Raw genomic sequence first — 14,185 nt, 5'->3', positions numbered from 1 at the left:
TTTGCTTCACGCCTCCGCGAGCGCCGCGTCCGCGACCTCCGCGTCGACGAGCCGGCGGTTTCCCGAGGCGAAGACCTGCTCGGTCTCGGGGCCGCGGCCCGCGATCACGACCACGTCGGAGGGGCCCGCCTCCGCGATGGCTCCGCGGATCGCCTCGGCGCGGTCGAGGACGACACGGACGTCGGGGTGATCGCCGAGCCCGACCCGGATTTCCTCGGCGATCGCCGCGGGGTCCTCGCTTCGGGGGTTGTCGCTCGTGAGCACGATGCGATCGGCCCGCCGCGCGGCCTCGCCCATCGAAGCGCGTTTGCCGCGGTCCCGATCCCCGCCGGCGCCAAAGACCACGAACACGCGGCCCGTCGTGAGGCCACGCGCCGTCGTGAGCGTGCGGGCGAGCGCGTCGGGGGAATGCGCATAATCGACGACGGCGCGTGGACCCGCGCCGAGGACCTGGAATCGACCGGGCGGCGCGGGCACCTGGGCGATCGCGTCCGCCGCCTCCGCCGGGGGGACACCCGCCTCGATCGCGGCCGCGAGCGCGGCGAGCGCATTCTCCAGGAACGGCTCGCCGATCGCGCGAATGCGTATTTCCTGCGGCATGTCTCGAACACGCAACGTGGAAGCGAGCCGGGCGCGTGTTCCATCCCAGCCCACGGAGATCTCCTCGGCCACGAGATTGGGCCGGAGGACCGGCTTTCCCGGCGCGCGTGAAGGGAGGCCGTACGTGACGGTGCGCGCGCCTTTCGCGACGACCTCGGCGAGCAGCTCCGAGGCGGGATCCCAGGCATTGAGGATCGCCGCGCCGTCCGCGGGCAGGTGCACGAAGAGCTGCGCTTTGCTCGCGAGGTAATGCTCGGGCGAGCCGTGCGCGTCGAGGTGGTCCCGCGTCAGGTTCGTGAAGACCGCGAGGGAAATGGGCCACGCCTTGGCAAACCCGAGCGCGAGGGCCTCGCTCGTGGCCTCGACGGCGGCATATCGCGCGCCCTGTTCAAAACCGTGGCGCATGGCGTCGAGGAAGTCGTCGTGCGTCGCGGGGAACGGGAGCGGCGCGTCGTCGAGGAAGGCGCCGAGCGTGGTCACGCGAAGGACGGGCCGGGCGAGGCGGGCGAGCGCGGCCGCGAGGAACGTCGTGGTCGTGGTCTTGCCGTTCGTGCCGGTCACGCCCACGGTGGTGATGCGGCGTGACCAGCGGGGCGGCGGAGGAAACATGGCGCCGAGCGTAGCAGGCGAAAGGGCGATCCAGGGGCGCGACTTGGGATACGATGGCCCCGCGCCGCGATTCTGCCGGCGTGATGGGAGACCTTCATGAAGACATCCTTGCTTGCGACCCTCTTGCTCGGCGCGCCGCTCGCTGCGCTCCTCGCGCCGAGCGACGCCCACGCGTGTGGCGGCTGCGTCGTGCCGCCCATGGTGAACACCATCGTGAACGCGCACCGAATGGCGCTCTCGATCTCGCCGAAGCAAACGGTGTTATGGGATCAGATTCGGTACAACGGCGACCCCAAGGACTGGGGCTGGATCCTGCCCGTGAAGCCCGGCGCGGTCGTCGAGCTCTCCACCGACGCCTGGTTCGAGACGCTCGACGCGGCGACGTCGACCACGGTGTTCGCGCCGCCGATCAGTTGCAACAATGGCCCCGATTTCGATTGCGGGTGCACGCAGTTCGATTCCGCCGCGGGGAGCGGGGGCGAGCTCGGACCGGGCGGGGGCGTGAACGTGGTGCACCGCGGCACGGTGGGCCCGTACGAGACCGTGACGCTGAGCACGCAAACGCCGGGCGCGCTCGACGATTGGCTGACGATCGCGGGCTACGTGATCCCCGAGGAGACGGCGCCGGTCATCGACACGTACGTCGCGGAGGGGTTCGATTTCATCGCGCTCCGGCTGCAGCCGGAGAAAGGTGTGAGCGACATGAAGCCGATCCGCGTGGTGCAAACCGGCATCAGCCCGACCTTGCCGCTGCGCATGGTGGCCGTGGGGACGGGCGCGAACGTGGACATCACGTTGTTCCTGATCACCGAGGGGCGCTGGGGCGCGAAGAATTTCGAGAATGCGCTCGTCCCCGAGAGCCTCGTCTCGTGGGATTTCGCGACGAACGCCTCGAACTACGCGACGCTGCGGGAAGCGACGCTCGCGGCGAACGGCGGGGCCACGTGGCTCACGACGTTCGCCAAGCAGAGAGCGCTGCTCGCGCCGATCCAGGGCGCGGTGCGGGGGCAGGCGCAGCTCACCCTGGCGGTCGACGAATTCGGGTTCCCCTCCCGCACGGCCAATACGATCGCGGAGGGATACATCGGCCAGGGCGTGCTGAACCAGGAGACGACCGACCAGACGTGCATCATGAATTTCAACACGTTCGCGAGTGATACCCGGATGGTCGTGGATCCGTGTCCGGCGGGCAAACCCTCGAACGATCCGTCCTGCGGCGAGATTGGCGCGGGGGAGATCGACGCGCGGGTCTTCGAATGCGGCGAGAGCGACGAGCTCGTCGATTCGACGATGGACGACGTCGCGACGGCGCTGAATGGCCTGCACCCGGCGGACGTTTGGCTGACGCGGCTCGAAGCGAAGCTGCCGCGCGCGGCGCTCGCGAAGGACCTCGAGCTCGAGCCGTCGGAGCTCCAGGTCGAGGTGGAGCACGAGATCCGGGCGCGTTCGTCGAAGAACGTGGACACGATCTGCCCGTCCGGCGTGGTCGTGCTGCCGGGCAGCGGCTCTGGATCCAACAAGGATCGCGGGACGTTCGTCGTGGTCCTCTCGACGCTCGGCGCGGGCGTCCTCGCCCTCGCGCGGCGGCGCCTGCGCGGCGCTCGTTCCCCCCTGCCCGCCTGACGTTGCGCTACTCCACCGAATACATACAATAATCGATCGAGCAGCCCTCGGTGACGCAGGCGATCATGTTCTGGCGGTTCTTGCTGGTCACGGCCGAGAGCAACGCCTGGCAATCCTTCGTCGTGAGCCGCCCGCCGCAAGCCTTGACGGCCGGCGCGCACGCCGATTGCGTGGAGGGCTCGACGCACGACGCCTTGCGCACGGCGGACATCCCGCACTGGTTCGCGGCGTCGAAGCTGCAGATCGATTGCTTGCCGCTCTTCGCGAGCAGACAATCGACCGCCTTCTCGGCCACGCTCGGCTTGAGCCCATGCGCGAGCTTGCCGCACATGTCGCGGGTGTCCGTGAAGCTCTCGCATTGAGGCCCCGGCGCGCGCAGGGTGTTGCATCCCTTCGGCGCCGTGCCGCCGTCGTCGCACAAGGAAGGCTCCTCCGCAGACGCGGACCCGGGCCCTTCGAGCGTCGCGCGGATTCCCTCGCTCGGCTCGGCCACGGCCGGCTGGCCCGGCGGGAGTGCGGCCGCGCCGGCGGGTTTCTCCTCCTCGGGCAACGTGACGACCGGCGCCGCGACGACGGGATCCCCACCGGCCCCGGGTTGCGCTGCGCCGCCGCACGCGCCGGAGGCCATGGTTGCGGTGAGGAGGAGAAACCGGGAGCGGTCGATCTGCATGGCCGCAAGAGAACATCGGAGCGGGGCGCAGCCGTCAAGCGGGATGAGGTCAGAAGACGCTGCGGTCGAAGATCTGCGAGCGACGGGGCCGCGGGGTGAACGGGACGAGGTACGGGTGTGGATCGCCGTCGGGCGGGCCCTTGGCATTTCGCGCGGCGTGCTCGCGGAAAACCTCGACGTCGCGCTCGAGGTCCTTTCCGAGGCGCGGATCGCCGCCGAGGTAATCGCGGAAGAGGCCGAGGCGGAGCGTCGCGGCGAAGGCCGGATCGACGATGGCCACGTTGCACTCGCCCTCGTATTCGAAGCCGCGGTCGTTCACGTTGCAGCTCCCCACCATGACGAAGACGTCGTCGACGAGGAGCAGTTTTCCGTGATGGTCGATCTCCTGGACGCGGCGTTTGCCACGGCCGTCGCGGCCCGCGCAGCGAAGCGCGTAAAGCTCGAAATCGGGGAGCGCCTCGCGGATGCGCTCGAAGCAGGTGTGGCTCCAGGCGCCGGTGAGCGGGTGGTTCGCCTGCGCCTCGCTCGTGAGGACGAGGACCGAGAGGCGCGGGTTTTTCCGAGCCGCTTCGACGATCGCCTCGCTCACGTAGGTGGATCGAAAGTATTGATCCTCGATGTAAAGGAGGCGGCGGGCGGCGGCGATGGCGCGCAGGTAGGCGTCGAGGATGCCGCGCTCGGCGTGTGGCGCGGGCATGGTGCGGACGACCTGCACGGCCGAGCGTCCGGGCGCTTCGGGGAGCACGGCGGGATCGGGCGGCGGGACGAACGTGGAGCGCTCGGCGTGCGGCGCGCCGCGTTCGAGGAGGCGATTCCACCGCTCCCGGAAGTTCTCTTCGAGGTGGGCGACGCTCGGCCCCTCGATCCGCGCGACGAAATCGTGGCGCGGCGGATGGTCGGCGGCGCAAAGCCCGTCTTTTACGCGGGCGCGGTAGGCGCTCGGCCGCGTGAAGCGGCACCGGCCGGGCTCGAAGAGGCGGTGGTGGCGGGTGTCCCAGTCGTTCTGGCGCATGTTCATGCCGCCGCAAAACCCGATGCGGCCGTCGACGACCACGGTCTTCTGGTGAAACGAGCCGATCTGCACCTCGCCGAGGAGGCGGTTGCCGAGCGGATACCGCTCGCCGAAGATCGGGCGCTCCGTGGGGTTTTTCTCGGTGAGGACCTCGAATCCATCCCCGGCGGTGAGCGCGACGCGGCGCGCCTCGCCGGGAATGGGTAACACGGGCGGGTCCCAGAGGAGGAGCTGCACGAGGACGGACGCGCGGGCCCGGGATTCGAGGATGCGCTGGATGGTGTAGGCCTCGCGCTCGGCCGGCTCCGCGAGCGGGTCGGGGCGCAAGAGCTCGAGCTCGGGCTCGTAGACCCACGTGGTGACACGAATCGAGCGGCGCGCCGCGAGCATCGCCTCGGCCACCGCGCGCCAGCCGTCTTCCCCGTCGACGAGCACGTCCACGCGATTGCCGAGCGTCGGGGGAGTTCCGAGGTGGGAAAACCAGACGTAATCGAGGACGACGTGGGCGACGCTGCGACCTGGCGCGCAATCGACGCGCTCGACGCGGGAGCGCACGCCTTCGAGGCCGCTCATCGCGGCGACGACGTTGCCGCATTTCCCGGGTGTCAGGAAAAGCGTGGTGCGGAGCGGGCGCAGATCGAACGGCGAGGCCCCGGGCTCCACGATGAGCTCGTAATCGCCGCGTCGCGGCAAGAGGACGCGAAACCGCCCCGGCGTGATCTCCTGCCCCACCACGGCCCCGCCCGGCCCGAGGAGACGCACGGATGCCCCCTGGACAGGCGCGCCGTGAGGCGTCGTGACCAGGACTTCGAGCTCGGCCCGTTCCCTCGGCATACGCCCTCCCCTAAGGAAGGCCCTAGTACCAGGCGGGCAGACTCGAAAGCGTGCGTACGCGAGCGAAACCACGAATGACTGCGTACGTACGTTCGCAAGAAACGGGATTGCTACCGTCCCGAAAAAAACCGGTAGTATGTGGAGACCGGAGGATCGACCTACCGATGAAGGCAGGGGAGCACCGCGCAGAAGCGCCGTCGGCGACGAGGGACGAAGCCCTCGGGACGATTCCCCCAGGGACAATCCCCCCAGGGTCGGGCGCGGTGGCGACGGCCCCCACGTGGCTCGACGATCTGCTCGTCAGTGAACACCTGCACGTGGCTTTCCAGCCGATCGTGGATCTCGGCACGGGCGAGGTGATGGGGCGCGAAGTGCTCGGGCGCCTCGGCCCGGGTGCGTCGGAGGCACACGCGCGTGGTGTTTCCGGGCCGCAGGCGCTCCTGGAGATGGCGCACTCGCACGGAAGGCTCGTGGCCGTCGATCGGCGCTTTCGCGAGATCGGGATCGAGACGCTCGCGCGCGTGGGATCCGAAGGCGTGTTTTTCCTGAACGTCGATCCGCGCGTGATCGACGATCCGGCGTTCAGCGCGGGGTTCACGCGGCGCCTTCTGGAAGAGCATGGAGTCGCGCCGACACGAATCGTCCTGGAGCTGACGGAGTCGGGGGCGGTGCTCGACAGCGATCGGCTGGAGCGGATCGTGCGGCACTACGCGAGCCAAGGGTTTCGGATCGCGCTCGACGACGTGGGCGCGGGGTACGCGTCGCTCACGGCGCTCGTGCGCGTGCGGCCGCATTTCTTGAAGCTCGACAAGGCGATCGTGCGGCACCTCGCGGAGGATCCGCTGCGCGCGCACCTCGTGCGATCGCTCGCGGACTTCGGTCGACGCGCGGGGATCCAGGTGATCGCCGAGGGCATCGAGGACGAACACGATCTGCAGGCGCTGCTCGCGTGCGGCGTGGAGCTTGGTCAGGGGTATCTGCTCGCGCGGCCCGCGCCGGAGCTCGGCCCGCTTCCGCCGCCCGTGAAGGATCTCGTGCGGCGCGCGGCAAAACAGGCGGAGCGCGATGGCCAATCGAGCCCGCCGCCGCGCACGATCAGCGCGCTCCGCGGCTCGCATGCGTCGGTGCTGCCGGGGACACCCGCGGGCGAGGTCGCGGGCTTGCTCCGACGATCGACGGCGTATACCGCGCTGCCCGTGGTGGACTGTGAGGGGCACGTGCTCGGGCTGGCGACGCGGGAGCGGCTGCTCGACGAGCTCGCGCATACACGTCGTGGTGGCAGCCCGATCGTGGCGCTGATGGATCCGCATCCCTTGCGCGTGGACGAGGCGACGGCGCTGCCGGTCGCGCTGCGGCTTGCGACGTCGCGGGACGAGTCGCGTGTGTACGATCCGGTGATCGTCGAGCACCAGGGGCGGTACCTGGGCATCGTGACGGTGCAGGTGTTGATGCGGGCGGTCGCGGACGGGGAGTTCTAGCCTCGCCTCGCCGGAGGGCATCGCAGCGCACCCGATCCCGCGTGCACGCGTTGCAAACGCGGATCCCAGCGTACCCGACCCCGCGTACACGCGTTGCAAACGGGTCTTCGAACGTGCGTGGTGCCGTCTGCACGCGTTGCAAACGGGTCTTCGAACATGCGTGGTGCCGTCTGCACGCGTTGCAAACGGGTCTTCGAACATACGTGGTGCCGTCTGCACGCGTTGCACGCGGGTCTACGAACGTTCGTTCTGCCGTCTGCACGCGTTGCACACGGGTCTCGAACGTGCGCTCTGCCGTTTGCACGCGTTGCAGACACCGATCGGAGCGCGCAGCGCGCCCCGTCAGAGCGTGCTTTCGGGTCCGTAGCAGGCGCCGACGAAGCCGCAGTGGAGCTTGCGGCATCGATCGAGAGGGACAGCGTCGAAGCGGTCGGCCCAGCGTGCCTCGGCGAAGCGCTCGCCGAGGGTCTTGAGCTCGTTTGCGAAGCGGTCGTGTTCTGCGTTCGTGATGGTTCCGTCCGCGCCGTCCGACGCGAGGAAGATGGGCTCGGGGGAGGAGCCTGCGAGGAAGACGACGCCTGCGCGGATGCGTCGCTCGGGCTCGCGGCGGTGCATGCTGAGCGCGTAGGCGTGGAGCTGGAAGGCGTAGACCGAGAGGTCCGAGCGCGGACGTGAAAGCTTGTAGTCGATGACGTCGACGGTGCCGTCGGGGCGGAAGACGACGAAGTCGACGGCGCCACGAAGGCCGAGCGCGCGTGGGGAGCCGTCGGGCGCTGGGGAGAGGCCGATCGTGAGGACGAACGGTTCTTCGCGGAGCATGCGCAGGCCCTGATCACGGATCGATCGGGTGTAGGGGCCATCGAGGAACGCCGCGATGCCTTCGGCGATACGTGCGGCCTCGGGCACCTCGGGGCGGAGGCCGGCGAGCGCGAGACGACGGCGGACGTCGGCGACGTCGACGGTGCGGCCAAAGGCTTCGCGCGGCCAGCGTTCGAGGACGCCGTGGGCCGCGAGGCCGCGGGTGCGCGGATCGAGGTCGGCTTCGGTGTCGATCTCCACAGCTTCGGCCGCGGGATCGCCGGGCAGGTCGACGTAGCCGGTGCTGATCGGCTCGTCGAAGCCCATGAGCTGGCGCAGGCGGAAGCGGCGCGCGCAGCCCTGGAAGAGCGAGAGCGGGGTCGTGGCGATGGAGATCGTGCGGGTCGGCGGGCGCTCGGGCCAGGGCGGCGCAGGGCCCGTCGGGGAGACGGCTCCATGGCGCGCCTCGCGGGGCTGCGCATGCGGATCGGCGAGGAGGGCCGAGGCCTGCTCGCGGCGGGTGATCGCGTCCTTGATCGTGGCCTTCGTGAGGCCGTCTTTCAGGGACTCGAACGCGGAGCCACCCTTCGCGCGCTTGCGGGATCCTTCGGGCGGATCGGGCACGCCGATGAGGACGAGCGCGCGCTTCGGACGCGTCATCGCGACGTAGGTGAGCCGCTGCCGCTCGGCGAGCTCACGCGCGCGTGCAAGCTCGTCCGCTTTCGCTTGGGCCTCCGTGCGGAGCGCGTCGAGCACGGGCCGCTCGCCTCGTTCGAGCCGCGAGAGCATCACGTCGGAGAGCGGATCCGGACGCGAGGCGTGGTGCCGCAGGATGAGCGTGGGCTTGGGGCCGCCGAGGGAGGCGATCTGGATGCCCGAGGGCCGCGGCGCGACGCCCGCGTCGAGGTCGAGGACGATCACGACGGGGAAGTCGAGGCCCTTGCTCGCGTGGATCGTCATGAGGCGGACGGCGTCTTCCTCCTCGGCGAACGTGGTGTCGTCACGCTCGTCGGAGTCGTCCCGCATGCGGCGATCGAGCCAGCGGACGAAGCCGGGGAGCGAGCCGCCGCGGCGCCGCGCCACGCCGAGGAGGCGATCGACGTGGCCGATGCGCATCTCGGGGCGAGGCATGGAGGCGAAGACACGGTCGAGGTCGAAGGCCGCGACGGACGCGCGGATCGCCTCGCCCGGGTGCAAGCGCAAGGCCGCGCGGCGCAGCTCGACGAAGCGGCGGACGAAGTCTTCGAGGCGCGTGCGATCTGCGGGCCCGAGCTTTTCCCACGCGGGCAAGCTCGGGAGCAGGCGCATGGCGTCCGATCGTTCGAGGGGCAACGACAAACCGGTTTTCGGCGTGCCCAGCCACGCGAGCGCGGCGTCGGACAAACCGACCGCAGGGCCGCGCAGGACCGTGGCGAGCGCGAGGCGGTCGCGTCGATCGACGAGGAGGCGAAGGACCGCGGCGACGTCGCGGACCTCGGCGGTGTCGAAGAGGGCGCGGCCCGCGACGATGTGCGGGATGTCGATGCGGGCGAGCGCGAGCTCGAGGAGCGGGAGTGTCTTGCGACGACGCGCGAGGATTGCGATGTCGCGGAAGGAGCCCTCGCCGCTGCGGACGTACCGCGCGGTGAAGGCCGCGGCGACGAACGCTTCGCGCATGGAGCGCGTGGCGCCGCGGACGACGGGCTCGGCGTCGGGCGGGGAGGCGCCGTCGTCGTCGACGAGCACGACCTCGCCCGTGCCTGCGGCTTCCGCGACGGGGACGAGGCGATCGGCGGGGCCGTAGACGACCTCGAAGTCACGCGGATGCGCGTCGCCTGGTGCGTGGAAATCGTGGGCGGAAAACGCGTTGACGAAGTCGAGGATTTTTCCGCCGCTGCGTCGGCTCTCGCGGAGCGCGACGAGGTCGGCGCTGTCCTCGGCGGCGCAGATCTCGGGCGCGAGGGCGAGGGCTTCGCGGGCGAAGGGGCCGCAGAGCTCGCCCGTGATGCGCGAGAAGACGGCGACGTCGGCGCCGCGGAAGCCGTAGATGGATTGCTTGCGGTCGCCGACGAGGAAGAGGCCGTGTCCGACGAGGTTTTCCGCGATGGGCGCGCGTCCCTGCGGGCGGTCGCTGTCCTCGCGCTCGCGGAGGAGGTAGACGATGTCGCGTTGCGCGCGGCTCGTGTCCTGGAACTCGTCGACGAGGAGCGCGTCGATGGAAGCGCGGACCTGCGCGGCGATCTCGGGGCGATCACGGAGGCCGTCGCGGGCCATGCGGAGCATGTCGCCGAAGCTCAGGAGGCCTTCCTTGCGGCGGAGCGCGCCGAGGCGGGTGCGCGCGTCTTCGAGCAGGGCGACGATGCCGCGCTCGCGCACGGAGAGCGCGGGGGCCTCGCGGAGGAGGGCGAGCAGGCCCGCGGCGCGGTCGGCGTTGCTGTCGCCGGGCAGCTCCTCGCGGAAGGCGGCGAACTCCTTGTCGGCGTCGCTCGTCTTGCCGCGCATGGCGACGGCGAAGAGCTCGCGGAGCGGCTCTTCGGCCACGGCCGGGAAGAGCTCGCCGGGGCTCGTCTGCGCGAGGACGCGCGCGAGGACCATCGCGGCGTCCTTGGTGCGTTGTCCGCCCGCGACACACGTGGCGACGATGGAGTCGAGCGAGGCGCGGAGGGAGCGCGCGCCGCCTTCGTGTTCGGCGAGCAGGAGCTCCGAGGGCAAGAGGCCTTCTTCGTCGAGGCGGTCGCAGAGGCTCGCGACCTGCTTGCGCGCGCCCCACACGCCGTTCGCGGCGGCGACGAGCGCGCGCGCCGCTTCGGCTCGGTCGCCGCCGGCCGAGAGCGCGGCCGAGAGCGCTTCGTCCACCGCGAGATCCGCGAGCGCCTGCGCCTCGTCCTCCTCGACCACGCGCGCCTGCGGATCCACGCCGAGCGCGAGCGCATGCGTCCGGACGATCTGCTGCGCGAGGCCATGCAACGTGTCGATGCGCGCGCCCGCGGATCGTCCGAGCGCGTCCGCCGCGCGGCGCTTGATCTCGGCGATGGAAGGGGGGTCGGCGAGGATCGATCGGCGCGCCGCGATGAGGCCGGCGAGCTTGGGCTCGGGTCCTTGCTCGTCCCACGCCGCGATGTCGGAGAGCGCCGCTTGCACGCGGGTCGCGATCTCCTGCGCTGCGGCGCGCGAAAAGGTCGTCGCAACAATCCGCTCGGGCGGGATCGGTTCGGCAGGCTTGTCACCTTCGGCCCGGCCCATCGAGGTGAGCCCGAGCGTGAGGAGCACGTAGAGCGCCGTGAGCCGGTACGTCTTGCCGGTGCCCGCGCTCGCGGCGACGACGATGTTGCGGCGGAAGGCGTAGAGGAGCGCGTCTTCGGACGGAAGCGTGAGGCTCATCCGCCGCCCTCCTCGTCCGCCTCGCCCGGCACCACGGCCGGCCTGCGGCAGACGTCCCGCGCGTCACACCGATCGCAGAGATCTCCCTTCACGGGCCGCGGCTCGATCCGTCCGTCCCAGAGCGAAAGCACCACCTTGCGGGCCGTACGCTCGGCGTCGATGCGCTTGTCCGCGATGGCGCGTCGGTCCGGCTCCTTCGACGGTGAGGCCTTGATCTCGCCACGTTTGTCTGCGCCGAGATAAAACGCCTGCACCTCGTCGGCGCCCGTCGCCCGCGCCACGGCCGCGGCATACAGCGGTAGTTGCAGGTGCAGCGTTCCCTGTTCGCTCTTGCTCGGGATCTGCCCCGTCTTGTAGTCGACCACGCGCGCCGCGCTCTTGCCGCCGTCGCCCCGATCCACGCGATCGATCTTGCCCTCGACGAAGACCGACGCCCCCGGCGCCTGGTCCCCCTCCCCTTCCCCCGGCATCGGCGCGATCGGGAGCGCGTCCCAGGGCGCCGCGACCGAGGGGCCGAACGGTTGTTCAGCAAGCGCGAAGGAATACCCTTGCTCGTCGAGGCCATGCGCGACGAAGCCAAGCGCGACGTCGACGGCCGCGATCAAGAGCTCACGCCGGAGCGGCGCCGCCTCCTTGTCCGCGCCGACCGCGCGCATCGCCGCGTCGCGCGCCGCTTCGAGCGCCTTCCTGCGGTTCGCCCGCCCACCCGCCTCCCACGCCGCCTCGAACGCCGCCGCCGTGGCCGCGTGGACCTGCGTGCCGCGCTCGCGTGGATCGGCCGCTTCGAGCGCGTCCTCCTGGCGACGCGTGCGCCACACGCGCCGGGCAAACCCTGCGAACGCGCAGCCCGCGGCCTTCTCGATGTGCGTGACCGCGATCGGCCGCCCAGGCGCGTCCCCGCCCACGCACGCGCGGAGGTGCGCGGCGAGCTCGGGATCGGCCGTGTCGATCCGGCCCGTGAAGGGCCCCGCGTCCGCACGCGGATCCAGAAAGTACGCAAGACGCGCCCGCTCGATGGAGACACGATCCGCGATGAGCGGCGCCGGGAGCGAGCCCGCCGAGAGCGCGACGAGCTCGGCGCCGCGTGGATCGATCCGCGAGGCCGCCCGCGACACACGCGACGAGGGCTCGACGCGCTCGGTGATCTTCGATCGAAGCGCGCGCGTGACGGTCGGGTGCGGGGCCGCCTCGTCGTCGGTGGTGCTGTACGAGAGCACGACACGCCGCGCCCCGCCCATGGCCCAGGCGAGTTCGGCGCGGCGTATGCGATCCCGCTCGCGCGCCGTCGGCGGCCGGGCCGAGGCCGGCAGCGTGGACCAGAGGCGCTCGTCGATGAGCCCGCCGTCCGACTCCGGCCCATAGCCACCCGGCCCGAGCCCGGTCACGAGGAGGACGTCGTACTGGATCCCACAAAGCTCGGAAGGCCGCGCAATCCGAACGGCGCTGGCCCGGCTGCCGCCGCCGTCGGATCGACCCTGCGTCGCGCTCGCCCGACGCACCTCGGCATAAAGCTCTTCGACGCGGGACGGCGTATCTTCGAGGCCGAGCATGGCCGCCGCTTCGACGACGGCGCGTGTCGCGTCACGAATGGCGCGCACCGCGGCTTGGCCCTCGCCAATGGCCCGGAGCGCGAGGGATCGGCCGCGGAGCGCCTCGACCCGGAGCGCCGCGCCGAGCTCGCCCATCGAGGGCCGGCCGAGATCGAGCTTGTCGCAAAGCGCGCCAAACCTCGCCGCAATCTCGGCCCGGGTCTTTCCGCCCGCGAGAAGGACGATGCTCTCCAGCATGCGCGTGAGCGCATCCGGCATCCAGGCCTCGTCCGTATCGCCCGCGGCTTCGATGACCGCGCGGAGATTCTCGACGAGCAGCGTGCCAGTCCGATCGACCTCGACCGGAACGTCGCGCAACCTGTGCGCGAGCAATGCGGCCTTCGCCTCGGCGTCGCGCTCGGCGCGCTCGGAGACCCAGATACCGGAATGAAGCCCGGGCGCGCGGAGGATATCGATGACCCGTTCCCGGGTGACGGGCCCGGACGCGAGCGCAAAGAGGCCGAGCGCGGCGCGGCCCTCGGGCGAAGCGTCGGCCGAGGGGCCCCGCGGCTCGTGAAAAGGAATGCGCGCGTCGGAGAGGGCGGCGCGGAGCGGATCGAGGGTGCCGTCGTCGAGCGCGGGGACGACGATCGCAATGGATTCGGGCGGGACGCCGCTGCCGAGCGCGCTGAGGACCTCGGCCGCGACGGCGCGCGCTTCGCCCTCGGGGCCCGCGGCGCGCAATACGAGGGAGGCGGCGCCGTCGCGGAGGGGGCTCCAATCGAGGGAGGGGCCAAACGCGAGCTCGGACCAGCGTTTTTCGAGGACGGTGGCGACAGAGCCGACGGCCTCTTCGTCGAGGTCGGTCGGTTCGAACAGGGATTCGCCCGAGAAAAGCGGCATCTCGACGACGAGGCCACGGCCGCCGGCCTCGCGTGCGCGGGCGTGCAAGGCCTCCAGCCAGGAGAGGTCGTCGGCCTCGAAGGAGACGAGGCCGGAGACGGTGACGTCGTGGGCCGACATTTCCTGGAGGAGGGCGTCACAAGGGCCCCGTCGGAGGGCGCGGGACAGGACGAACCCGGCGCTGCGCGGGTCGACGAGGCTTTTGTTCGCGAGGATTTCGTCGGCCCGGCGCATGACCTCGGCGAGGAGCGCGGCCTGGGGGCCCTCGGCCTGGAAAAGGTGGTCCGGCCGAACGCCCGCGCGCCGGAGGCGGCCCAGCGCAAGGTCGACGACGTCGGCAAACGCGACGCGCTCGGCGGGTGCGTCGGGGAGATCGACGCCGGCAACGGGGCCGGCTTCGAGGGCGACGCGGGAGACGAGGCGGGTGACGGCGCTCGAAGCGAGGCCACAATCCGGCTCGACCATGGCAAGGGCGCCCTGCACGAAGGCGCGCAAGGTCCTGGCGCCACGAGCAGCTTGGCCCGGCGCAGCAAGAGCGAGCTCGACGTGGCGATCGGTGGGCGCGAGAAACAGGCGCGCCTTTTTGGCAGGGGGGGGATCGCGCGGCAAGAGGTTTCCCCGGGGGAGGCGTCGGGCGGGTGAAACGGGGGATGGGGGTGGGGGTTTGCCAAGGCTGGGGGTGCGAGGTTTGCCAAGGCTGGGGGTGCGGGGTGGTGGTTGTCTCACGCACCCTCAGGCGCGTGGCAGGTACACTTTTCACTTCTTCCCC

The 14,185-nt window shown here is 71.0% G+C and carries 8 protein-coding genes; 3 read left to right on the top strand and 5 right to left on the bottom strand.

Annotation, left to right across the window (positions count from 1 at the left end; all coding sequences use genetic code 11):
- Positions 1-6: 6 nt before the first annotated feature.
- Positions 7-1,209 carry a Mur ligase family protein gene (locus tag POL67_RS12045; protein ID WP_271917416.1) on the bottom strand — a complete coding sequence of 401 codons (1,203 nt, stop codon included), beginning with the start codon at positions 1,207-1,209 and terminating at the stop codon, positions 7-9.
- Positions 1,210-1,305: 96 nt separating this feature from the next.
- Here POL67_RS12045 and POL67_RS12040 point away from each other — a divergent pair, with 96 nt between their 5' ends.
- Positions 1,306-2,832 carry a DUF2330 domain-containing protein gene (locus POL67_RS12040; RefSeq protein ID WP_271917415.1) on the top strand — a complete coding sequence of 509 codons (1,527 nt, stop codon included), beginning with the start codon at positions 1,306-1,308 and terminating at the stop codon, positions 2,830-2,832.
- A gap of 7 nt (positions 2,833-2,839) precedes the next feature.
- On the opposite strand, the gene POL67_RS12035 is transcribed toward POL67_RS12040, so the two are convergent.
- A complete protein-coding gene (locus POL67_RS12035) occupies positions 2,840-3,502 on the bottom strand; it encodes a hypothetical protein (protein WP_271917414.1) in 663 nt (220 codons plus the stop codon).
- Positions 3,503-3,551: 49 nt separating this feature from the next.
- Positions 3,552-5,348, bottom strand: coding sequence for a phospholipase D-like domain-containing protein (locus POL67_RS12030; protein ID WP_271917413.1), 1,797 nt, complete (start codon positions 5,346-5,348; stop codon positions 3,552-3,554).
- Between the two features lie 263 nt (positions 5,349-5,611).
- Here POL67_RS12030 and POL67_RS12025 point away from each other — a divergent pair, with 263 nt between their 5' ends.
- On the top strand, positions 5,612-6,826 hold the full coding sequence (locus POL67_RS12025) for an EAL domain-containing protein (RefSeq protein WP_271917412.1): 1,215 nt from the start codon (positions 5,612-5,614) through the stop codon (positions 6,824-6,826).
- A gap of 342 nt (positions 6,827-7,168) precedes the next feature.
- On the opposite strand, the gene POL67_RS12020 is transcribed toward POL67_RS12025, so the two are convergent.
- Both POL67_RS12020 and POL67_RS12015 read right to left on the bottom strand, forming a co-directional pair.
- On the bottom strand, positions 7,169-10,984 hold the full coding sequence (locus POL67_RS12020) for a UvrD-helicase domain-containing protein (protein WP_271917411.1): 3,816 nt from the start codon (positions 10,982-10,984) through the stop codon (positions 7,169-7,171).
- Positions 10,981-13,536 (bottom strand): PD-(D/E)XK nuclease family protein, encoded by a 2,556-nt coding sequence (locus tag POL67_RS12015; protein ID WP_271917410.1) that lies wholly within the window; start codon positions 13,534-13,536, stop codon positions 10,981-10,983. The genes POL67_RS12020 and POL67_RS12015 overlap by 4 nt, the downstream gene beginning before the upstream one ends.
- Between POL67_RS12015 and POL67_RS12010 the strand changes: the two genes are divergently transcribed.
- Complete coding sequence (locus POL67_RS12010; protein WP_271917409.1) at positions 13,525-14,058, top strand: hypothetical protein; 534 nt, start codon at positions 13,525-13,527, stop codon at positions 14,056-14,058. The genes POL67_RS12015 and POL67_RS12010 overlap by 12 nt on opposite strands.
- Positions 14,059-14,185 lie beyond the last annotated feature (127 nt).

Origin of the sequence: Polyangium mundeleinium (genome assembly GCF_028369105.1) — a bacterium.
Lineage (GTDB): Bacteria > Myxococcota_A > Polyangia > Polyangiales > Polyangiaceae > Polyangium > Polyangium mundeleinium.
The sequence above is the reverse complement of the archived record's forward strand: the minus strand, read 5'-3'. Positions and strand labels throughout refer to the sequence as shown.